Genomic DNA, 19,549 nt, shown 5'->3' with positions numbered 1-19,549 from the left:
GGTGATCGAGTAGCCCGCGCAGCGGGCGTATCGAGATCCCCATTCCTCCACACCCATTTCCGGCGAGCTCGGTCTGCACAAAGAGCCGAGCGCGCGCCAGCCACGGTGAAACGCTTCGGCCATCATCGAGCATGCCTTTCATGTACATCCTCGAGTGTCACGACCGCACTCTCTATGTCGGCAGCACCTGGGATCTCCACCGTCGTTTGGCTCAGCATCAGGAGGGCGAGGGTGCTCAGTACACACGCACGCGTCGTCCGGTTCGGCTGTTGTACTACGAGTACTTCCACCGCATCGAGAATGCCTTCCTGCGGGAGAAGCAGGTGCAAGGCTGGGGCCGAGCGAAGCGCTTGGCGCTGGCCAAAGGTGAGGTCGAAAGGCTGAACGAGCTGAGCCGCAAGCCTCCACGCCTGCGCGGAGGACGAGACCCGAGCACGCGTTCGCAGTGCTCGAGTAGCCCGCGGAGTGGGTGTACCGAGATCGGGTGGCACGCCGCCGACTCTGCCACCCATGTTTCACGTGAAACGCCGTGCGAGGCCCGCGTGGTCTCGATACAGCGGCTTCGCCGCCTACTCGACCACCGGATGTGCAGTTTTGCGGTGATCGAGTAGCCCGCGGAGCGGGCGTATCGAGATGGACCGGTCGATTTCGCGCCTTCTGGTCTCGATACGGCGACTTCGCCGCCTACTCGACCACCGGGTGGGTGGTTTGCGGTGATCGAGTAGCCCGCGGAGCGGGCGTATCGAGATCTGGCGGCTGGTTTTGCGAGTTCTTGGCGCGCTTCGGCTGCGTTGCCGGCCACCCGACCACCGATGTTTCACGTGAAACGCCGTGCGAGCCTCGCGTGGTCTCGATACGGCGGCTTCGCCGCCTACTCGACCACCGGATGTGCCGTTTTGCGGTGATCGAGTAGCCCGCGGAGCGGGCGTATCGAGATCTGGCGGCTGGTTTTGCGAGTTCTTGGCGCGCTTCGGCTGCGTTGCCGGCCACCCGACCACCGATGTTTCACGTGAAACGCCGTGCGAGCCTCGCGTGGTCTCGATACGGCGGCTTCGCCGCCTACTCGACCACCGGATGTGCCGTTTTGCGGTGATCGAGTAGCCCGCGGAGCGGGCGTATCGAGATCGACCGGTCGATTTCGCGACTAGCGGCCTCGATACGGCGGCGTTGCCGCCTACTCGACCACCGTTCTCGCGCGCTCTGGTCTCGATACGGCGGCGCCGCCGCCTACTCGACCGCCGGATGTGCGTCGTGCGGGGGGCTGGTTTGGTCTCGATACGGCGGCTGTGCCGGCTCCTCGAGCGCCGAGTCGTGTCACTCGGCGCGCGGCGTCGAGCGGGCGTCCACGCCGCGACTAGAGTGGAACGCGATGTCCGTCGGCGCGCCAAAGGGAGGGTGTTTCACGTGAAACAACCCGAGAACGCCGGATCTGCGGCGACTTTCTCGCTCGACGACAGCCCCATCGCCCGTGAATTGGCGGATCTGACCGCTCGGCGACGATCCCTCGACGCGGTGAGCGTGCAATTGAGCGGCCGTACGCGTGTGATCACTGTCTCGAATCAGAAGGGCGGCGTCGGCAAGACCACGACGACCGTCAATATCGCGGCATCCTTGGCCTCTGTCGGTGCGCGCGTGCTCGTCATCGACCTCGATCCGCAGGGGAACGCCTCCACGGCCCTCGGAGTGCCGCACACCGCGGACATTCCGAGCATCTACGACGTTCTGATCGACGATTTCCCGCTCGCGGACATCATTCAGACCAGCCCGGAGTCGCCGAACCTGCTCTGCGCTCCCAGCACGATCCATCTGGCCGGTGCCGAGATCGAACTGGTCTCTCAGGTGGCCCGCGAACACCGGCTGCGTACGGCGCTCGACGAATATCTCGCAAACGTGACCGAACAGCTCGACTTCGTGCTGATCGACTGCCCCCCGTCACTGGGGCTGCTCACGATCAACGCGTTCGCGGCCGCTCACGAGCTGCTGATACCGATCCAATGCGAGTATTACGCGCTCGAGGGCCTCAGCCAACTGCTGGGTACGGTCCGGATGATCCAGAAGCACCTGAATCCGCAACTTCGTCTCTCCACGATCCTCCTGACGATGTACGACGGGCGCACGCGGCTGGCGCAGCAGGTCGCCGAAGAGGTTCGTCAGCATTTTCCGAACGAAGTGCTGCCGACCGTCATCCCGCGCTCGGTGAGGGTCTCCGAGGCGCCGAGCTTCGGGCAGACCGTCATCGCTTACGATGGGCATTCTGCCGGCGCCGTCGCATATCGCGAGGCGGCCGTTGAGATCATCCGCCGCGACAGTCCGGATGCCACTGCGAAAGACCCCGGGAACGCCAGTGCGCCCGGAGATGAAGGGGACTCCTGATGGCGAAGAGAACCGGTTTGGGCCGAGGGATCGGCGCGCTGATCCCGATCAGCGAGACCTCGACGGAATCACGCCCCGTGGACGTCTTCTTTCCCGGCGCATCCCTCACGGCCACCGCGGTGGCCGAAGAGCTCGTCGAGGTCCCTGGTGCCCGGCTCGCCGAGATCGACCCTCACGCAATCGTTCCGAACCCCCGTCAGCCGCGGATGCACTTCGACGCGGACGATCTGGCGGAACTCGTGCACAGCGTCCGAGAGTTCGGTGTCCTGCAGCCGGTCGTGGTCCGCGATGTCGGTGACGGCACGTTCGAGCTCATCATGGGCGAGCGGCGCACCCGTGCCGCGCGCGAGGCCGGCCTCACATCGATCCCTGCCGTCATCCGCGACACCGCCGACGAGCATCTGCTCCGCGATGCGCTCCTGGAGAACCTGCACCGTTCCGAGCTGAACCCGCTCGAAGAGGCATCCGCGTATCAGCAGCTTCTGTCGGACTTCGGCATCACGCAGGAGGAGCTGGCGAGCCGTATCGGCCGGTCGCGTCCTCAGATCAGCAACACCATCCGTCTGCTGAAACTGCCGCTGCCTGTCCAGCAGCGCGTCGCTGCCGGCGTGCTCACGGCCGGTCACGCGCGCGCGATCCTCTCGCTCGAGGATGCCGACACCATGCAGTGGCTGGCAGACAAGATCGTCAACGAGGACCTTTCGGTGCGTGCTGCCGAAGTGGCGTCGAAGGCACCGGATCTTGCTCGGCAGCGCTCCCCGAGACCGCAGGCGGGCGCCCGCCGGGCCCACCTCGACGAGCTCGCCGAGCGCCTGGGGGACCGACTGAACACCCGCGTGAAGATCGCTCTCGGCGCTCGAAAAGGCCAGATCAGCATTGATTTCGCCAGCATCCAGGATTTGAATCGCATCCTCGGGGAACTCGGCGAAAACGGCTACAACTCGCTCTGAGCGGGTCGCCCCAGCACCGCTTCGGCCCGGCGCCGGAGGACGGTTGCCTCGGCGTCATTGCCTGGGAGCGCTGCGGCCTTCAAGAAGGCCGCAGCCGCGGCATCCTGTTCCCCCAGCTGTTCGAGAAGCTCGGCACGCACCGCGTGCAAGGGTCGGAATTCGCCCAGTTCCTGGGCAAGCTGTTCGACCTCGCCCAGCGCGGCGTCAGCGCCGTCCACCATCGATACGGCGACCGCGCGGTTCAAACGGACGACGGGCGATGAGGTCAGCGAACCGAGCGCGTCGTAGAGCTGCACGATGCGCGCCCAGTCCGTCTCGGCGGCGGTGGGTGCGACGACGTAGCATTCTGCGACGGATGCCTGCAGGCCGTAGTAGCCGAGTCCGCGCGCGTACGTCTGAGATCTGGCCAGCGCCGCGCGGCCTCGTGCGATGGCCGAGCGGTCCCAGCGTCGCCGATCCTGGTCCGCGAGGGGGATGGGCAGCCCTCCAGCGTCGACGCGGGCAGCGAATCGGGAGGATTGGAACTCCATCAGTGCGATGAGCGCATAGACCTCGGCCTCGGTCGGCATCAGCGCGGAGAGTTGGCGGGCCAGGCGGACGGCCTCGCGTGCCACGTCCGGGCGAATAGGGTGTTCTCCTCCGCCCGCGGAGTAGCCCTCGGTGAACAGCAGATAGATCACCTGCAGCACGCTGGCCAGCCGGGCCGGCCGATCCGCGCGATCCGGCACCTCGAAGGGCACGTCAGCGTCACCGAGCGCCCGTTTCGCGCGCACGATCCGCTGCTGCACCGCCGGCACCGTCATCAGCAGCACGCGCGCGATCTGCTCGGTCGTCAAGCCCGCCACCGCGCGCAGCGTGAGGGCGAGCCGCGCCTGGGCCGGCAGGACCGGGTGACAGGCGACGAAGATCAAGCGCAGAATGTCGTCGTCGATACGGTCGGGATCCCCGAGTTCGGGCACGGCATCCCACTGCTCGAAGGTGCGCAGTTCTCCGGCGATGAGCTTCTCGCGCTCGGTGAGCCGCTCCCGCCGGCGCCAGCCATCGATCGCGCGGTGCTTGGCGACCGTGATCAGCCATGCCCCGGGCCTGTCGGGGATGCCGGACTCCGGCCACGTGGCGAGCGCCTCCAGCAGCGCGTCCTGCGCGAGATCCTCAGCCCATTCGAAGTCGCCGGTATGACGAGTCAGCGCGGCCACGATGCGGGCCGACTCGTTGCGCCACACCGCCTCAGCCGCACGGCGCGCGGGACCCTCGCTCATGCTGTCAGCGTAGGCGCGTGAGCCCCGGACCGGGCGATTCGCATCGTAGGGTTGATGAATGGCGACGCACGATGAGTCCCCGCGGCGGCGGGCAAGTCTCGAGCTTCTCCGGGCCGAGGCATCCGACGAACTCTCCGTTCTGGTGCATGAGCGACTGCGCGGGGGCGAGGATCCGTGGGAGTTCATGGAGGAGCTGCCGACCGTCGATGAACTCGTCGTGCTGACGCTTCGTGCCGAGAACATCGCCGCTAACGGCGGGACCAGGCCGAATGCTGCGCGGCACTACCGCGTGCTGCGGCAGATCGCGCTGGAGTACCCGCCGCTGACCAGTGCGGTGTGGCGGCTGATCGGAGACGGCGGCTCGCATCGGGTCTGGGATGCCGCGGTGCGAGCCGACGCGTCCTGAACTCTCACGCCTGCGCGGCGCTCCATTCCTGCCGCTTCTGGATCCACTCGTTGTCCTCAGGAAGGCCCATCTCCTGGATTTCGGGGACACGGCGCACTTCGAGCGCGATTCCGGGCCCGAGGGGGCACTTCTTGGCCCAGTACTCGGCTTCCTCGCGGTTCGCCACCTCGAGGATCCAGAATCCGGTGAAGACCTCGCGCGCCTCCGCGAAGGGGCCGTCCGTGACGACGGGCGGGACGGACGAGAAGTCGACGCGGAAGCCCTCACTGGCGTCCGAGAGACCTTCGGCCGTGAGAAACACTCCCGCCTTCTGAAGTTCCTCGTTGTACGCGCCCATCACGGCGACGACCGCCTCCATGTCGAGGTCCTGAGCCGCACGAGCCGCTGCCTCGGGCTCGACTTGCATGATCATCATGTAACGCATCGCCTGCTCCTTTTCTCATTGAGCCGAGGCCCCGAAGGGCCGGTCGGCCTGCTCATCAATGACGTCGAACGAGGTGCGTCTCGATCGACAGATTCGCCGAAATCAAGGGAAGATCTTTGAATGCCGTTCGGAGCATACATCGAGAAAGCCCCGGCTTCCGTGGGAAACCGAGGTCTTCGGTTCCCCCGTTTGCCGGGGCTTTCTGCGGTTACGCTAGCGGGTCACGCGAGGTACGCGGCGAGATCCTGCTCGATCGCGTACTTCGGCTTGGCGCCGATGATCGTGGTCTCGACCTGGCCGTTCTTGAAGACCTTCATCGCCGGGATGGAGGTGATCTGGTACTTCAGCGCGAGGTCGGGGTTCTCGTCCACGTTCAGCTTCAGCACCGTGATCTTGTCAGGGTTCGCTGCCTGGATCTCGTCGAGGACGGGGGCGACCATGCGACACGGGCCGCACCACTCTGCCCAGAAGTCCACGAGCACGGGACCTTCAGCCAGCAGGACATCCTGCTCGAAGGTCGCGGATGTCGTCGCCTTGGCGGTCATATTCATTTCTCCTTTGTGGAAAGTCACTAGCTATGCAAACGTCGACGGCGCCCGGATTGTTCCGGCACAGCCGGCTCTCAGGCTGCGGGAACGCCGGTCTCGGCTTCGTCGGTCTCGCGGTCGGGCGTCTCGGTGGCGACCTCGACGTCTTCCGCCGTCTGCGGGTCCCCGGTCTGCGCGAGCGCGGCCAGGAAGTGCTCGGCATCCAAGGCCGCGACCGTGCCGCTTCCGGCCGCGGTGACCGCCTGGCGGTAGGTCGGGTCGATCACGTCACCCGCGGCGAACACACCGGGCTCCGACGTGCGGGATGAGCGGCCGTGCACCCAGATGGTGCCTTCGGGAGTGAGCTCGAGCTTGCCGTGCACGAGGTGCGTGCGCGGGTCGTTGCCGATTGCGACGAAGATCCCGTCGAGGGGCAGCTCGCGGGTGGAGCCGTCGACGGTGGACCGCAGGAGTGCCCCGTTGACCGCGTCTTCACCGAGGATGTCGGCGACTTCGGTGTTCCACACGAACTCGATCTTCTCGTTCGCGATGGCGCGTTCCTGCATGATCTTGGAGGCGCGCAGCGAGTCCTTGCGGTGGATCACGTACACCTTGCTGGCGAAGCGCGTGAGGAACGTGGCCTCCTCCATCGCGGAATCGCCGCCGCCGATGACGGCGATCGTGCGGTCGCGGAAGAAGAAGCCGTCACACGTGGCGCACCAGGACACACCGCGTCCGGACAGGCGCTCCTCGCCGGGAAGGCCCAGTTTGCGGTACGCGGAGCCGGTCGCGAAGATCACCGAGGACGCCTGGTGGACCGCACCGCTGCCCAGCTTGACGGTCTTGACCGGACCGGTCAGATCCAGCTCGATGACGTCGTCGTACAGGATCTCCGCTCCGAAGCGCTCGGCCTGTGCCTGCATCTTGGTCATGAGCTCCGGGCCCTGAATTCCGTCAGGGAAACCGGGGAAATTCTCCACGTCCGTGGTGTTCATGAGCTCGCCGCCGACCTCGACCGAACTGGCCACGACGAGCGGCTCCAGGTTCGCACGTGCCGCGTAGATCGCAGCCGTGAAGCCTGCCGGGCCTGACCCGATGATGATTACCTGACGCACGCGCGCCCCCTTTTTTGTCGCTCCGGATGCTTCAACACATGGTAACCGCGGCGCATTCCACGACCCGAGCGGGTTTCCGCGCAGTGGAGGACGGCGTTGCCCGCGCGGTCATCGCCCGCCGGGAAGAACACGCCGTGCCAGCCGCATCGCCGGCCCGAGTTCCGGTGCCCGCAGCAACGCGAGGAAACCCGCATAGACCGCCAGCGACACGACACCGATCAGTGCCGCACCGAGGGCACCGAGCAGCTTGTCCGACACGGTCCACCCGTCGACGCCCCCCAGCAGCAGGAACGTGAGCCATCCCGCGGCGGCCGCGGGGACGGCCGCCAGAGCGAATCGGCCGAGCGACAGCATCCATGAGCCGACGCGCAGTCCGCCCAGGCGCCGTTGCAGCAGCCAGGTGGCGAGGATCACCTGCACGATGCTCGCGAAGGACTGCCCCAGGGCGATGCCCGCGGCGATGTACTCCACCGGCAGCGTCGAGGCGATCAGGGCGGTGAGCACCACCAGAGAGCATTGCAGGAGCGTGAAGAAGAACGGGGTGCGCGTGTCGTTGTACGCGTAGAAGGTGCGCTGAATGACGAAGAGCACCGCCAGCGGGATCAGGCTGACCAGGAAGCACAGCAGGACGGCCGCCGCGGCCACCGCCTCGTCACGACTGTCGGTGAAGATGCGCGACGCGGGTACCGCCGCGGCCGCCAGCGCGGCGGTCGCGATCACGATGAACACCCCGAGGGTGCGGATGCTGCGCCCCACGTCGCCGCGGACATCATCGTCTCGCCCGCCGGCGGCGTGCTCGCTGAGCTGGGTGAAGTACGGCGTCCCGATCGAGAGCACGATGATCGAGTACGGAAGCATGAACAGCAGCCACGCGTTCTGCGAGACCAGCACACCCGGGTAGTCCTGCGCGGCCTCGGACAGGACGCGAGACTGCACGAGGCCCGCCAGCTGGCCGGCGACCACCATCAGGAAGGTCCAGCCCGCGAGCCGGCCCAGCTGGTCGAGGCCGACGCCGCGCCAGCGGAAGTCGGGCCGCACGTGCAGACCGGTGCGGCGCCAGAACATCAGCAGGATGACGGCTTGCACGACGATGGCGAGCGTCGCCGTTCCCGCGAGCAGGGCGATCATCTCCGGTGTCCAGGCGTCCACGGCGACGTCGGAGCCGAACAGCATGATGAACAGCAGGAAGCCCGCGATCGAGACGACGTTGTTCACGATCGGCGCCCAGGTGAACGGCCCGTAGACGCGTCGCGCGTTCAGCGCCTCGCCGACCAGCGCGTACAGGCCGTAGAACAGGATCTGCGGCAGGCACCAGTATGCGAACGCGGTGGCCAGCGCCTGCTGCGCGGGTGGGAACCCCGGTGCATACAGCTGGACGAGCCACGGCGCGCAGATCGTGGCGAGGGTCGCCACCGCCAGCAGCACCACCGTGCCGAGCGTGAACAGCTTCGAGACGAAGGCACGCCCGCCGTCCTCGTGACTGGCGGCCTTGACGATCTGCGGCACGATCACGGCGGTGAGAAGTCCGGTCGAGATGATCGCGTAGATGTTGTTCGGCAGCTGATTCGCGATCGCGAAGGCGTTGCCGGCACCGGTCGTGGCACCGACCGCCGAGACGAGCACGACGGCGCGGAGGAATCCGCTCAGTCGGGACACGATCGTGCCTGCGCCGATGAGCACGCTGGCGCGGCCGATTCCGGTCATGACGGCTCCTCCTCGACCTGGGCGCGTCGTCTCCGACGTGACCGCAGCCGCAGCACGGTCCGCACGATGCCGAGCAGGATGAACCCGCCGACCAGCAGCGACAGGACGACGATGCCGACGCCCTCCCAATCCGCTCGCACATTCACGTCCACGGCCTGCGGAGCGCCGATGGGTTCGAGGGTGCGACTGCGCAGCTGCAGCTGGACGGTCACGTCACCGTTGCCGACGCGCGCCTGGACAGGCACCTGTACGCGCGTGTTGCTCTGCGCCCCGGCCGTGGCCTCCGTCGCCTGGGCGACGTCGAGGCGAAGATCATCCGGCGTCGCATAGAGCACCACGTTGACGGGATAGGGCAGGTCGTTGCGCACCCAGATGGGGATCGGAGCCCCCGCACTGAACAGGTTGATCGGACTGGGCGGAAGGATGCCGACGCTGTCCAGCGTGGTCGCGGTTGCCGCGTAGTGCGCCGCGACGGCCTCCTGCCACTGCGCGGTCTCGGGCAGCCACGCCAGGCCGAGCAGCTGCAGGATCTCGGCGCGCTCGGGCCCGGTGATCAGCGACGCGTCCTCGAGGATCGTGGCGAACCGGTTCAGCTGGGCCTCTCCGGTCAGCAGCGCGGATGCCGTGTCGGCTCGCTCCTGCTCCACCGGGGCGTCCGCGATCTCGACCGCCGTCGGTGGTCTCGTCGCCACACCCCCCAGCGTCATCGGGGTCACGCCCGGGGCCTGAGCGGCTGTCGTGATCGCGGTGCGCAGACCGACACGGGAGCGATCGAGGTCCCGATCGACGGTGACGACGATCGGCTGGCCGTCGGCCTCCGCGACGGCGAAGGACAGGAACGCGGTCGCCGCGGTGAGCGGCGCGCCGCGCAGGGCGGTCTCCTCCAGCACGGACGCACTGTGCAGCGCGCGCGACACGTCCGCGTCATAGACCAGGAGGTCCGCGTCGCCGGCGACGGCGCGGCCGGACACGGTCGCTCCCTCGGCACCGGCCCGGGTCGACGTGGAAGGGACGAGTGTCAGGGCATCCCGGTCATCGACCACGAGGGACCCCAGGGTCGCGACCACGTCGGGTGTCGCCGTGCCGGTGCCCGGCCAATAGACCGCGGGTCTCGCCCCGCCGATGTCCAGCAGTTCGGCCGTACCGGGGTAGACGGGTGCGTCCGGGTCGGCGGTCGAGGTCGGGGTGGGGGTCGGGCCCGGGGTCGTGTTCCCGACCGCCGTGAAGTTCGCAGGGTCGATATAGGCCTGCAGCGAGACCGGACGCAGCGGTCGTGTCAGGCCGGCCTGCAGCTGCGCCGCGACATCGGCGTCGCCGAACTGCAGCGCGAACCGGGAGTTCTGCAGCAATTCGAGCCGCTCGAGCCAGGCCACGGCGCTCGCCGGCGCCGACGTGCCGAGGACGCGGATGGCGGCGGGGACCGCCGGGTCGATGGCGAGGATGGCGGTGGTGCCGTCGACGGCGTCCAGCTGACTCGTGAGCGAGCCGGTGGGCGAGGTCAGCTCGGTGAGTTCACGCGCCGTCAGGACGCCTTCTGCGCTGGGACCGGCCGTGATGGGAACGACGATGCCGACCCCGACGGTGGCGGGGTTCTCGGGTGGAACGATCATCGCACTCGTGGACTCGAGGCGACCATTGGGGGTCTCATACGTCGCAGACAGCGGGTAGACACCGGCCGCTCGTCCCGCCAGAACCGGGTCGCCCGCAGCGACGAGGATGCCGTTGATCAGTTCTCCCCCCGGGAGCACGGTCTCGAGTGCGGTGGTGCCGACGGGAACAAGGTCTCCGCCCGTCGTCTGGGCGTTCAACCACGCGCTCAGCGCCGCCCGGTCGGGCAGCGGCGTGGTCCCCAGCGACAGCGTGACGGCGGCCGGCTCGGTCGCGGCATCCGTCCCGTTCTGCAGCGTGACCGATACCGCGAGTCCCTCGTCCGCACGCACGATGCCGTTGGCGACCGGTGAGAGCGTGAACTCGACGCGTCCGGTCGGCGGTTCCGGCGGGGGTGAGGGCGAGACGGATGCCGATGCCCGCCCCCCGACGGCGGCGACGGCCGCGACGGCCGGCGTCGCGGCGATCGGGGCCGCGACCGCGAGCAGCGCCGCGATGGCGAGGGCTGCGCGCAGGCGTGCGCGGAGCCCGCGTCGCAAGACGCTGAGTCCCGAAGGCGGGGAGGTGACGGTCATGTGGGATTTCGCTCCTGTGCGATTCATGACCGCACGATCAGGTGCGATTCTACGGTCCGAGCCTCTGAGCACCCGGTACGGCGCCCCCAGGCGGCCGTACGCGGGCGCACGCGCGACGGGCAGCGGGGTTGAATGGACCGGTGCTTCCTGAACCCGATCCCACACTGTGCCGTGCGCTGGCATCCGACCTGAGCGACGCCGGCTTCGCGTCCGAGGCCCTCCGAGAGGCGTGGGGCGCGGTCGCAGACACGGCGATCGCACGCGGCCTCCGCGGACCGGCCGATCGGGCCCTCGGGGACCGCACGGACCCCCTCGCCGTGCTGGGACGGCTGTTCGTGCTCGGGATGCCGCAGCCCGCGGTGTCCGTGACCGCGGCGCTGCCGCGCACCGGGTCGGACGGGCTGGCGCGGCTCGGACTGGTCGGGCGGGACGGGAACGCGGTGGTGCCACGGGCGATCATCCGACCGCAGGACTTCGCCGATGATCGCGGATCGGGGCAGTGGTGGATCGCGAGCGATCTCGACGAGGCCGCGCTCGGCGGCGCGCTGCCAGAGGACCACGTGCTGGGCGTGGGCGGGGCCTCGCTCACCCTCGCCGGTCTCCAGCTGCCCACTCCGGTCGCACGGGGCCTCGACATCGGCACGGGATGCGGCATCCAGGCGCTGCGTGCACGTCGGAGTGTGTCGCACGTCGTCGCCACCGACGTCTCCGAGGCCGCGCTGCGATTCACTCGCCTGAACGCGCTGCTCAACGGCGTTTCCGGGATTGAAACGCGCAGCGGTTCGCTGTTCCAGCCCGTCGCCGGAGAACGATTCGATCGCGTCGTTTCCAACCCGCCCTTCGTCATCACACCGCGCGTCGCCGGCGTGCCCGCGTACGAGTACCGCGACGGCGGGATGCAGGGCGACGACCTGGTCGCCGCGGTCATCGAGGGGGTGGGCGAGCACCTCGAGCCCGGTGGCGTCGCCCAGCTCCTCGGCAACTGGGAGAGCCGCGACGGGGCGTCCGGGCTCGAGCGGGCCCGGGCGTGGGTGGAGGCATCCCCGGTCCCGCTGGATGCCTGGATCGTGGAGCGCGAATCGCTCGATCCGCTGTCGTACGCCGAGCTGTGGATCCGCGACGGCGGCACGCTGGCGGGCACCCCGCAGTTCACGGCGCTCGCGGACGCCTGGCTGGACGACTTCGCCGCGCGCGGGGTCACCGAGGTGGGCTTCGGATACGTGCTGCTGCGGCGCCCCGAGGCAGGCGCCCCGACGCTCGTCCGGTACGAGCGGATCCTGCAGGCGCTCGATCCGCGGACGGCGCTCGGATCGCACTACGCCGATGCCCTCGCCGCCCACGACAGGCTCGCGGCCCTCGACGACGAAGGGCTCGCGGCATCCGTCCTGGTCGTCACCGCGGACGTCACCGAAGCGCGCCACCACCTGCCGGGCGTGGAGTCGCCGAGCGTTCTCGAGCTGCGACAGGGGGGCGGCTTCGCACGCACCGTCCCGGTGGACCCCGGCCTGGCGGCCCTCGTCGGCGCCTCCGACGGCGACCTGCCCGTGGGTGTGCTCGTCGACGCGATCGCGTCGCTGCTCGAGGTCGACCCGGGTGAACTGCGAAGCGAACTGCTCCCCGCCGTGCGCGAGCTGCTGTTCACAGGATTCCTGCGCTTCGGCGACTGACGAGGCACGGCGCTGCGCGCCCGGTTGTCGAGTAGCGAGGGTGACGAGACACCTGGAGATCTCGATACGGCGCTGCGCGCCCGGTTGTCGAGTAGCGAGCGTCAGCGAGCGTATCGAGACACGATCTAGGCTCGAAGCATGCTCAACATGGCCGACGGTGTGGCGCGCCTGGGCGCGCTGGCCGAGTCGCCGGTCGTCGCGACCCTTGCCGCGGCGTTCACCGACGCCGGTCATGAGCTCTCCATCGTGGGCGGCCCGGTCCGCGACGCCCTGCTCGGTCGCACCACGCACGATCTGGACTTCACCACGGATGCCCGCGCCGACGAGATCCTGCGGATCGTCAAGCCGATCAGCACCGCGCAGTGGGACGTCGGCCGCGAGTTCGGCACCATCGGAGCGCGGGTCCGCGATCGGGAGAAGGGCACCGTCGAACAGGTCGAGGTCACGACCTACCGCGCCGACAGCTATGACGGGGTGACCCGCAAGCCCACCGTCGAGTTCGGCGACACGCTGGAGGGCGACCTCGCCCGGCGCGACTTCACCGTCAACGCGATGGCCTTGCGCATTCCCGACCGCACCCTCGTCGACCCGGCTGGAGGCGTGGAGGATCTGCTCGCCCGCCGCCTGCGCACTCCGGCCGACCCGCGGGTGAGCTTCGGCGACGATCCGCTCCGCATGCTCCGGGCTGCGCGCTTCTCCGCGCAGCTCGGTTTCGACGTCGATCCGGCGACGGTCGAGGCGATGGCGCAGCTGCGCGAGACGCTGTCCATCGTGAGCCCGGAGCGCATCCAGGGCGAGCTGGTGCGACTGCTGCAGACCGACGACCCGGTGCGCGGCATCCGCCTGCTGGTCGAGACCGGGCTGATGGATCAGTTCCTCCCCGAGGTGCCCGCACTGCGCCTCGAGATCGACGAGCACCACCATCACAAGGACGTCTACGAGCACTCCCTGACGGTGCTGCGCCAGACCATCGAACTCGAACAGGCGCGAACACCGGACGCCGCGGCCGATGTGCCGCTGCGACTGGCGGCTCTGCTGCACGACATCGGCAAGCCGTCGACCCGGCGCCTCGAGCCCGGCGGCGGGGTGACCTTCCACCACCACGACCTCAAAGGTGCACGTCTGGCTCGCAAGCGCCTGCAGGCGCTGCGATTCGACTCCGACACCATCGGCTCGGTCACCCAGCTGATCGAGCAGCACCTGCGCTTCTTCGGATACGCCGAGGGCGCCTGGACCGACTCCGCGGTGCGCCGCTACGTCCGGGATGCCGGGCCGGAGCTCGCACGGCTCCACATTCTGACCCGCGCCGACGTGACCACCCGCAACAAGCGAAAAGCAGGGCGGCTGGCGGGCGCCTACGACGACATCGAACGACGCATCTCGGAGCTCGCCGAGCAGGAGGAGCTCAACGCGATGCGCCCCGCGCTGGATGGCAACCGCATCCAGGAGGTCCTCGGCATCCGTCCCGGGCCCGACGTGGGAAAGGCATACCGGTACCTGCTGGACCTGCGGCTGGACGAGGGCGTGCTCGACGAGGAAGCTGCCGAGCAGCGCCTCCGCGCGTGGTGGGCCGCCCAGAGCTGACCTGCGCGGGAGTGACCCCGCCGGGCACGCGGGCTACGGAACGACGACCGCTCGTCCGCGCACGGTGCCCGCGTGCAGCTTGTCGTACGCCTCGACAGCGTCGTCGATGCCGTAGACCTCGGTGTGCACGGTGACCGCCCCGATCCGGGCGAGGTCCAGCACTTCGTGCAGCTCGCTGCGGCTGCCCCAGTACGGTGCGCGCACCGAGACCCCGAACGGCGTCGAGAAGAAGCCGGTAGGCAGGAGGCCGCCGCCGATGCCCACGATACTGACGTACCCGTCGACGGCCACGGCGGCGCGGGCGATGTCGAGGGTGCTCTGCACGCCGACGAAATCGAAGACGGCCTGCGCGCCCTGCCCGCCGGTGAGCGCGCGGATCTCGTCCGCCGTGTCCGGCCCGGACATCAGCGTGTGGTGGGCCCCGACCTCGGCGGCCAGGGCGAGCTTCTCCTCGTTCTGATCCACCGCGATCACCGTCACCGCTGAGATGGCCCGAAGTATCTGAATTCCGACGTGCCCGAGGCCTCCCGCCCCGATCACGACCGCCGTCGCTCCCGGAAACAGCCTGTCCTGTGCCGCCCGGATCGCGTGATACGGCGTGAGGCCGGCATCGGTCAGGGACACCGTCTGCACCGGGTCGAGGTCGCCCAGCGGGACGAGATGCCGGGCGTCGTCGACGATCATGTACTCGGCCATGGCGCCCGGTGCGCCCAGTCCCGGAGGTGTGATCCCCAGTTCGGCGGCGCGCGTGCAGTAGTTCTCCCGGCCCTGCGAGCAGGCGTGGCACTGCCCGCATCCCCAGGGTCCGTAGACGGCATAGGAGCCGCCGATGTCGATGCCCTCGACTCCATCTCCCAGCTTGTGGACGATGCCGGTGCCCTCGTGGCCGAGCGTGAGCGGCAGACCGTACGCGTACTGATCGGCGGGCAGGTCCATCAGGAACCAATCCGAGTGGCAGAGCCCGGCGGCCGTCACCCTGAGGCGAATCTGCCCGGGGCCAGGTTCGGGGATGTCGATCTCGACCACCTCGGGACCTTTGCCGACCTCGCGATACTGAACAGCCTTCACATCGTCCTCCTTCGTGCGCACGGGAGTGCTGTCCTACTCTGCTCGCCTCCGCCCCCAAGCGATAGCCCGCCGGTGACACTCGACGAGATTGGCGACGCGAGCGCGATCCCGCCAGGATGGCCGAGTGAGCGTCGAGACCAGCAGAGACCAACGTCAGCCTCTGACGGCGGAGCGCCTGAAGAGCTTCACCGACGCGGTCGTCGCGATCGCGATGACGTTGCTGATCCTCCCGCTGATGGAGAGCCTCGGCGATGCGGCCGACGAGGGACTGCTCGCCGGCACCTGGCTCAGCGGCGAATGGCCTCAGCTGTTCAGCTTCGCGCTCAGCTTCGTGCTGACCGCGATCTTCTGGATCATCCACCACCGCCTGTTCGACCGCGTCCAGCACGTCACGATCGCGCTGCTCTGGCTCTCACTGGCGTGGATGCTCACGATCGTGTGGCTGCCCGTGGCGACCGGTCTGGTCGGCCAGCTCGCCATCGACCCGGTGCAGAAGGTCCTCTACATCGGGACGCTGCTCGCCACGAGCCTGATCCTGCTCGCCATGCGGATCTACATGCGCCGTCATTCCGAGCTGCACGCGATCCCCGATGACCGGCAGCGCGAAGGGATGATCGGCGCCGTCACGATGTCGGCCCTGTTCGCCGCGGCGCTCGTGCTCGCCGTGGCGGTTCCGGCGGTCGGCTATCTGGCGCTGTTCCTGGTGCTTCTCACCGTCCCGCTGACCGGATGGCTGTCGCGGCCGCGACGACGCTGACCGCGACTGGAAAGCGCGGGTGCTCGGCGGCGACCGGGAAGCGGCGTCAGCGGAAGAGAAGTCCCAGGATCCCCGATTGGCTCAGCAGCCAGAACAGCACGACGGCGCTGATCGCGACGATCGACACCCATGAGACTCCGCGCGTGAGCCGGCGGCCGGGCGGCGCGACCCCCGGTGGCGGGCGCAGCAGCCCGGCGGGAGCAGCGAACGGGAGGGCGCCCGGTCCGGATGCCGCCACCCCGGCCAGGCCGGGCGCGGAGGCGTCATCGGACCCTCCGCCCGCGAACGCCGCAGTGGCCGAAGCCGCGGCCGCGGCATCCGCCTGCAGTCTCTCGTCGCGCCAGCGCGCCCACTGGGCGAACTTCTCCAGCAGCGCCGCGACGACGGAGAACAGCCAGGCCCATGTCGTCGGGTCGAGACCGGAGAACTCGCGTTTGCCGTACAGGAAGAGCCAGTCATCGACGATCTCGACGTCCAGCGCGGCGGCATTGTCGATGAACCGCGCCATGATGTCGGGGGTGAACAGGTACAGCGCGTCGCGCTCGTACCCCTCCGGGCAGTACAGCGAGAAGTGCCGGTCGAAGTCGCCCTCCAGGCTCAGCCGCTGGTCCTTGTCGAAGGTCGCCGGCAGGTTGGAGCCGAACAGTCCGTTGTTGCTCGTGGCGTCCAGGACGATGTGCGGGAGCGGCACGTCGAGTTTGATCGCGACGTACCCCCACCGGTGCGTGGTGCGGTTCTTGCCCGAGCCGGTCGTGTACTGATAGTTCGCGAACTCGACGAACCGGGGCCGCTCGCCGCGAACGAGGTCGTTCGCGGACCGGGCGCTGCCGACCCCGAAGATCATGCCCGGCAGGGCGGGTGAGGACAGCGTCGGGACGTAGCTCATCCCGTTCGCGGTCGCGAAGCGATCCAGGCGGTACCGGCGCTCCTGCCTGACCCGACCGCCGCGGATGAGGAACAGGATCACGGCGGCGACGGCCCCGAGGACCAAGATGATCGGCAGAAGGCCGCCCAATGCCGAGATCAGGAACGGGGTTCCCGTGCCCGCGGACGCGAGTGAGCCGACGATCGATCCGGTCACCGTCACGACACTGGCGAAGATCAGGACGAAGGCGCCTCCGATCACGATGGGAACGATGGTGGCGGATCCGACCGCACCGCCGCTCTGCTTGAGCCGCTGCGCGTGCGCACGGATGGCGTTGCGGTCGGCCGGCTCGACGAGCGGCCGTGGGTCGAAGGAGAGGCCGGCCTGCGGTGCACTCATCGGTTCTCCGGCCCCCGGCATCCTGTCCATGCCGATCACGCTACCCGGCGACGTGTTCCACGCGGCGAACGGCGAGCAGCGCGCGCCGCGTCGAAAACGCGGGACGGAGTGGACCGGCGGCCTCTCCCGTGCGACCGGCGAGAACAGAACCCCCGGGGTTTCACAAGCGGCTCCACGCACGGCGCCGCGCGGTGCGGATTCAGGAGCGCGCCGCCGATCCGCTAGACTGTCAAGGTTGTCCGGCAGCGCCCCAGTGCGCGGAAGCCCGTGACACGTGCACACACCCTCCTGCTGTCGGGAAATGCCCGGCAGCCGTTCTAGTCCGAAGGAGGTGGGTCAGTGACGCACCAGTACGAACTCATGGTCATCTTCCAGCCCGAGATCGACGAGCGCCTGGTCGCTCCGAGTCTCGACAAGTTCCTGAAGGTCATCACCGCAGACGGTGGCTCGATCGACAACGTCGACATTTGGGGCCGCCGTCGTCTCGCGTATGAGATCCAGAAGAAGACCGAGGGCATCTATGCCGTCGTGAGCTTCACCGCGACGAGCGCTGCCACGCAGGAGCTCGACCGTCAGATGGGCCTCAGCGAGCAGATCATGCGCACCAAGGTCCTCCGCGCCGAAGAAGCGATCGCGATGATCGCCTCCGAGAAGCAGCGCGCCGACGAGAAGGCAGCGCGCAAGGCGGCCCGCCCGGCGAAGCCCGTCAAGCAGGACGCGTAACGACGATGGCCGGCGAGACGATCATCACCGTCGTGGGCAACCTCACGGCCGATCCCGAGCTGCGTTACACGCAGACCGGACTCCCCGTCGCGAACTTCACGATCGCGTCGACGCCGCGCAACTTCGACCGCCAGGCCAACGAGTGGAAGGACGGTGAAGCGCTGTTCCTCCGCGCGAGCGTGTGGCGCGAATTCGCCGAGCACGTGGCCGGATCGCTGACCAAGGGCTCCCGCGTCATCGCGACCGGTCGCCTCAAGCAGCGCTCCTACGAGACCCGCGAGGGCGAGAAGCGCACGTCGATCGAACTCGAGGTCGACGAGATCGGCCCTTCGCTGCGTTACGCGACCGCTCAGGTGACTCGCGCGGCGTCCTCCGGCGGCGGGCAGTCCCGTGGCCAGGTCTCCGAAGAGCCGTGGTCGACCCCTGGCACCCAGACGGCTCCGGCCGCCGGGGCACCCGCAGCGGCCGGCGGCGACTCGTGGGCCGCTCCCGGCGCATACGGCGACGACACACCGTTTTGAGTCGAGTCGGATCAGTGCCGCGAAGCGGCGTTGATGCGACGGCGACTCAGGGTCGAGAAGCCCGCGAGGCGGGCGTATCGAGACCTTCAGTTCCCGGAAGCTTCTGACGAGGCATCCGATCTTCTTCAAGTAAAGGAAACAACATGGCTGGAAAGTCAAGCGGCGACCGCCGCAAGCCGCGGAAGGGCGCGAAGAACGCAGCCCCGGCGAAGCCGACCCGCGTTGGCCTCATCGACTACAAGGATGTCGCCACACTCCGCAAGTTCATTTCGGAGCGCGGGAAGATCCGCGCCCGTCGTATCACCGGTGTCTCGGTGCAGGAGCAGCGTCTGATCGCACGTGCGATCAAGAACGCGCGCGAAATGGCGCTCCTGCCTTACGCCGGCGCCGGCAGGTAGGGGAACCGGATATGTCGAAGCTGATTCTCACGAATGAGGTCGCCGGGCTCGGAAGCGCCGGCGACGTGGTCGAGGTCAAGAACGGGTACGCCCGCAACTACCTCATCCCCCAGGGCTTTGCTGTGGCGTGGAGCCGCGGTGGCGAGAAGCAGGTCGCGTCGATTCGCGCCGGCCGCGAGTCGCGTGCGATCCACGACCACGAAGAGGCCGTCGCACTCAAGGACGCCCTCGAGTCGAACAAGGTCAAGCTCGCCGTCAAGGCCGGTGCCGAAGGACGTCTGTTCGGCTCGGTCAAGACCGGCGATGTCGCGGACGCCGTCAAGGCCGCAGGCCTGGGCGATCTCGACAAGCGCAAGATCCAGATCACCTCTCCGATCAAGTCGGTGGGCGAGCACGAGGCGACCGTTCGCCTGCGCGACGACCTCACCGCCGTGATCACGCTGCTGGTGGTCGCAGCCAAGTAGCAACACCGCTCGGGACCGCACAGGCGCATCAGCGCCGAATCGGGATCCGGGTATGACGGATGCCGCAGACGCCCTCCCCGAGGGTCCTGGTCTGCGGCATCCGCCTTTTCGCGACCGTCTGACCGGAGCGTGCGGCCCGCGCGGTCACGTGGAGAGCTCGTC

Annotated in this window: 19 protein-coding genes; 11 read left to right on the top strand and 8 right to left on the bottom strand. The window is 68.6% G+C overall.

Annotated features, from left to right (window positions below; all coding sequences use genetic code 11):
- The first annotated feature begins 140 nt into the window (after window positions 1-140).
- The 3 genes from ABD655_RS01685 (at window position 141) to ABD655_RS01675 (ending at window position 3,323) form a co-directional block, all read left to right on the top strand.
- Window positions 141-611, top strand: coding sequence for a GIY-YIG nuclease family protein (locus tag ABD655_RS01685; RefSeq protein ID WP_344711036.1), 471 nt, complete (start codon window positions 141-143; stop codon window positions 609-611).
- Between the two features lie 793 nt (window positions 612-1,404).
- Window positions 1,405-2,373 (top strand): ParA family protein, encoded by a 969-nt coding sequence (locus ABD655_RS01680; RefSeq protein ID WP_344711033.1) that lies wholly within the window; start codon window positions 1,405-1,407, stop codon window positions 2,371-2,373.
- Window positions 2,373-3,323 carry a ParB/RepB/Spo0J family partition protein gene (locus ABD655_RS01675; protein WP_344711030.1) on the top strand — a complete coding sequence of 317 codons (951 nt, stop codon included), beginning with the start codon at window positions 2,373-2,375 and terminating at the stop codon, window positions 3,321-3,323. The genes ABD655_RS01680 and ABD655_RS01675 overlap by 1 nt, the downstream gene beginning before the upstream one ends.
- Here ABD655_RS01675 and ABD655_RS01670 read toward each other — a convergent pair.
- Complete coding sequence (locus ABD655_RS01670) at window positions 3,308-4,582, bottom strand: RNA polymerase sigma factor (protein WP_344711025.1); 1,275 nt, start codon at window positions 4,580-4,582, stop codon at window positions 3,308-3,310. The two genes, ABD655_RS01675 and ABD655_RS01670, sit on opposite strands and share 16 nt — an antisense overlap.
- 58 nt (window positions 4,583-4,640) lie before the next feature.
- Here ABD655_RS01670 and ABD655_RS01665 point away from each other — a divergent pair, with 58 nt between their 5' ends.
- Complete coding sequence (locus ABD655_RS01665) at window positions 4,641-4,988, top strand: tryptophan synthase subunit alpha (RefSeq protein WP_344711022.1); 348 nt, start codon at window positions 4,641-4,643, stop codon at window positions 4,986-4,988.
- Between the two features lie 4 nt (window positions 4,989-4,992).
- Here the strand turns inward: ABD655_RS01665 and ABD655_RS01660 are convergent, their stop codons facing one another.
- The 5 genes from ABD655_RS01660 to ABD655_RS01640 all read right to left on the bottom strand — a co-directional run bounded on the left by ABD655_RS01660 (window position 4,993) and on the right by ABD655_RS01640 (window position 10,968).
- Complete coding sequence (locus ABD655_RS01660) at window positions 4,993-5,412, bottom strand: YciI family protein (RefSeq protein WP_344711019.1); 420 nt, start codon at window positions 5,410-5,412, stop codon at window positions 4,993-4,995.
- A gap of 221 nt (window positions 5,413-5,633) precedes the next feature.
- Window positions 5,634-5,957 carry a thioredoxin gene (trxA, locus tag ABD655_RS01655; protein ID WP_344711016.1) on the bottom strand — a complete coding sequence of 108 codons (324 nt, stop codon included), beginning with the start codon at window positions 5,955-5,957 and terminating at the stop codon, window positions 5,634-5,636.
- Window positions 5,958-6,034: 77 nt separating this feature from the next.
- Entirely contained in the window at window positions 6,035-7,054 is a 1,020-nt protein-coding gene (gene trxB / locus ABD655_RS01650) for a thioredoxin-disulfide reductase (protein ID WP_344711013.1), read from the bottom strand.
- 108 nt (window positions 7,055-7,162) lie between these two features.
- Window positions 7,163-8,758 (bottom strand): murein biosynthesis integral membrane protein MurJ, encoded by a 1,596-nt coding sequence (gene murJ, locus ABD655_RS01645; protein WP_344711009.1) that lies wholly within the window; start codon window positions 8,756-8,758, stop codon window positions 7,163-7,165.
- Window positions 8,755-10,968, bottom strand: a complete 2,214-nt coding sequence (locus ABD655_RS01640) for a DUF6049 family protein (RefSeq protein ID WP_344711007.1) — start codon at window positions 10,966-10,968, stop codon at window positions 8,755-8,757. Before ABD655_RS01640 ends, murJ begins: the two co-directional genes overlap by 4 nt.
- Before the next feature lie 113 nt (window positions 10,969-11,081).
- Between ABD655_RS01640 and ABD655_RS01635 the strand changes: the two genes are divergently transcribed.
- Window positions 11,082-12,608, top strand: a complete 1,527-nt coding sequence (locus tag ABD655_RS01635; RefSeq protein WP_344711005.1) for a DUF7059 domain-containing protein — start codon at window positions 11,082-11,084, stop codon at window positions 12,606-12,608.
- A 138-nt stretch (window positions 12,609-12,746) separates the two neighbouring features.
- On the top strand, window positions 12,747-14,192 hold the full coding sequence (locus tag ABD655_RS01630) for a CCA tRNA nucleotidyltransferase (RefSeq protein ID WP_344711002.1): 1,446 nt from the start codon (window positions 12,747-12,749) through the stop codon (window positions 14,190-14,192).
- A 33-nt stretch (window positions 14,193-14,225) separates the two neighbouring features.
- On the opposite strand, the gene ABD655_RS01625 is transcribed toward ABD655_RS01630, so the two are convergent.
- Window positions 14,226-15,260 carry an NAD(P)-dependent alcohol dehydrogenase gene (locus ABD655_RS01625; protein ID WP_344711000.1) on the bottom strand — a complete coding sequence of 345 codons (1,035 nt, stop codon included), beginning with the start codon at window positions 15,258-15,260 and terminating at the stop codon, window positions 14,226-14,228.
- Window positions 15,261-15,384: 124 nt separating this feature from the next.
- Here ABD655_RS01625 and ABD655_RS01620 point away from each other — a divergent pair, with 124 nt between their 5' ends.
- Window positions 15,385-16,017, top strand: a complete 633-nt coding sequence (locus tag ABD655_RS01620; protein WP_344710998.1) for a TMEM175 family protein — start codon at window positions 15,385-15,387, stop codon at window positions 16,015-16,017.
- Between the two features lie 46 nt (window positions 16,018-16,063).
- On the opposite strand, the gene ABD655_RS01615 is transcribed toward ABD655_RS01620, so the two are convergent.
- The gene (locus ABD655_RS01615) at window positions 16,064-17,281 is read right to left on the bottom strand and encodes a hypothetical protein (RefSeq protein WP_344710995.1); all 1,218 of its coding nucleotides are present in this window, start codon (window positions 17,279-17,281) and stop codon (window positions 16,064-16,066) included.
- A 339-nt stretch (window positions 17,282-17,620) separates the two neighbouring features.
- Here ABD655_RS01615 and rpsF point away from each other — a divergent pair, with 339 nt between their 5' ends.
- The 4 genes from rpsF to rplI all read left to right on the top strand — a co-directional run bounded on the left by rpsF (window position 17,621) and on the right by rplI (window position 19,387).
- Window positions 17,621-18,004, top strand: a complete 384-nt coding sequence (rpsF, locus tag ABD655_RS01610) for a 30S ribosomal protein S6 (protein ID WP_344710993.1) — start codon at window positions 17,621-17,623, stop codon at window positions 18,002-18,004.
- Window positions 18,005-18,009: 5 nt separating this feature from the next.
- Entirely contained in the window at window positions 18,010-18,525 is a 516-nt protein-coding gene (locus tag ABD655_RS01605; protein ID WP_344710991.1) for a single-stranded DNA-binding protein, read from the top strand.
- A gap of 143 nt (window positions 18,526-18,668) precedes the next feature.
- Window positions 18,669-18,923, top strand: a complete 255-nt coding sequence (gene rpsR / locus ABD655_RS01600) for a 30S ribosomal protein S18 (RefSeq protein WP_257500985.1) — start codon at window positions 18,669-18,671, stop codon at window positions 18,921-18,923.
- An 11-nt stretch (window positions 18,924-18,934) separates the two neighbouring features.
- Complete coding sequence (gene rplI, locus ABD655_RS01595; protein WP_344710989.1) at window positions 18,935-19,387, top strand: 50S ribosomal protein L9; 453 nt, start codon at window positions 18,935-18,937, stop codon at window positions 19,385-19,387.
- Window positions 19,388-19,549: the final 162 nt, after the last annotated feature.

It is taken from the genome of Microbacterium terregens (assembly GCF_039534975.1).
GTDB classification, from domain to species: domain Bacteria; phylum Actinomycetota; class Actinomycetes; order Actinomycetales; family Microbacteriaceae; genus Microbacterium; species Microbacterium terregens.
Note: the sequence above shows the minus strand (reverse complement) of the source record. Positions and strands in the feature narration are given on the sequence as shown.

Bases quoted from the DNA above. Each gene is read 5' to 3' on its own strand.
- ABD655_RS01685 (WP_344711036.1), top strand. From the start codon at position 141: ATGTACATCCTCGAGTGTCACGACCGCACTCTCTATGTCGGCAGCACC.
- ABD655_RS01675 (WP_344711030.1), top strand. From the start codon at position 2,373: ATGGCGAAGAGAACCGGTTTGGGCCGAGGGATCGGCGCGCTGATCCCG.
- ABD655_RS01670 (WP_344711025.1), bottom strand. From the start codon at position 4,582: ATGAGCGAGGGTCCCGCGCGCCGTGCGGCTGAGGCGGTGTGGCGCAAC.
- ABD655_RS01665 (WP_344711022.1), top strand. From the start codon at position 4,641: ATGGCGACGCACGATGAGTCCCCGCGGCGGCGGGCAAGTCTCGAGCTT.
- ABD655_RS01660 (WP_344711019.1), bottom strand. From the start codon at position 5,412: ATGCGTTACATGATGATCATGCAAGTCGAGCCCGAGGCAGCGGCTCGT.
- trxA (WP_344711016.1), bottom strand. From the start codon at position 5,957: ATGACCGCCAAGGCGACGACATCCGCGACCTTCGAGCAGGATGTCCTG.
- murJ (WP_344711009.1), bottom strand. From the start codon at position 8,758: ATGACCGGAATCGGCCGCGCCAGCGTGCTCATCGGCGCAGGCACGATC.
- ABD655_RS01640 (WP_344711007.1), bottom strand. From the start codon at position 10,968: ATGAATCGCACAGGAGCGAAATCCCACATGACCGTCACCTCCCCGCCT.
- ABD655_RS01630 (WP_344711002.1), top strand. From the start codon at position 12,747: ATGCTCAACATGGCCGACGGTGTGGCGCGCCTGGGCGCGCTGGCCGAG.
- ABD655_RS01615 (WP_344710995.1), bottom strand. From the start codon at position 17,281: ATGAGTGCACCGCAGGCCGGCCTCTCCTTCGACCCACGGCCGCTCGTC.
- ABD655_RS01605 (WP_344710991.1), top strand. From the start codon at position 18,010: ATGGCCGGCGAGACGATCATCACCGTCGTGGGCAACCTCACGGCCGAT.
- rpsR (WP_257500985.1), top strand. From the start codon at position 18,669: ATGGCTGGAAAGTCAAGCGGCGACCGCCGCAAGCCGCGGAAGGGCGCG.
- rplI (WP_344710989.1), top strand. From the start codon at position 18,935: ATGTCGAAGCTGATTCTCACGAATGAGGTCGCCGGGCTCGGAAGCGCC.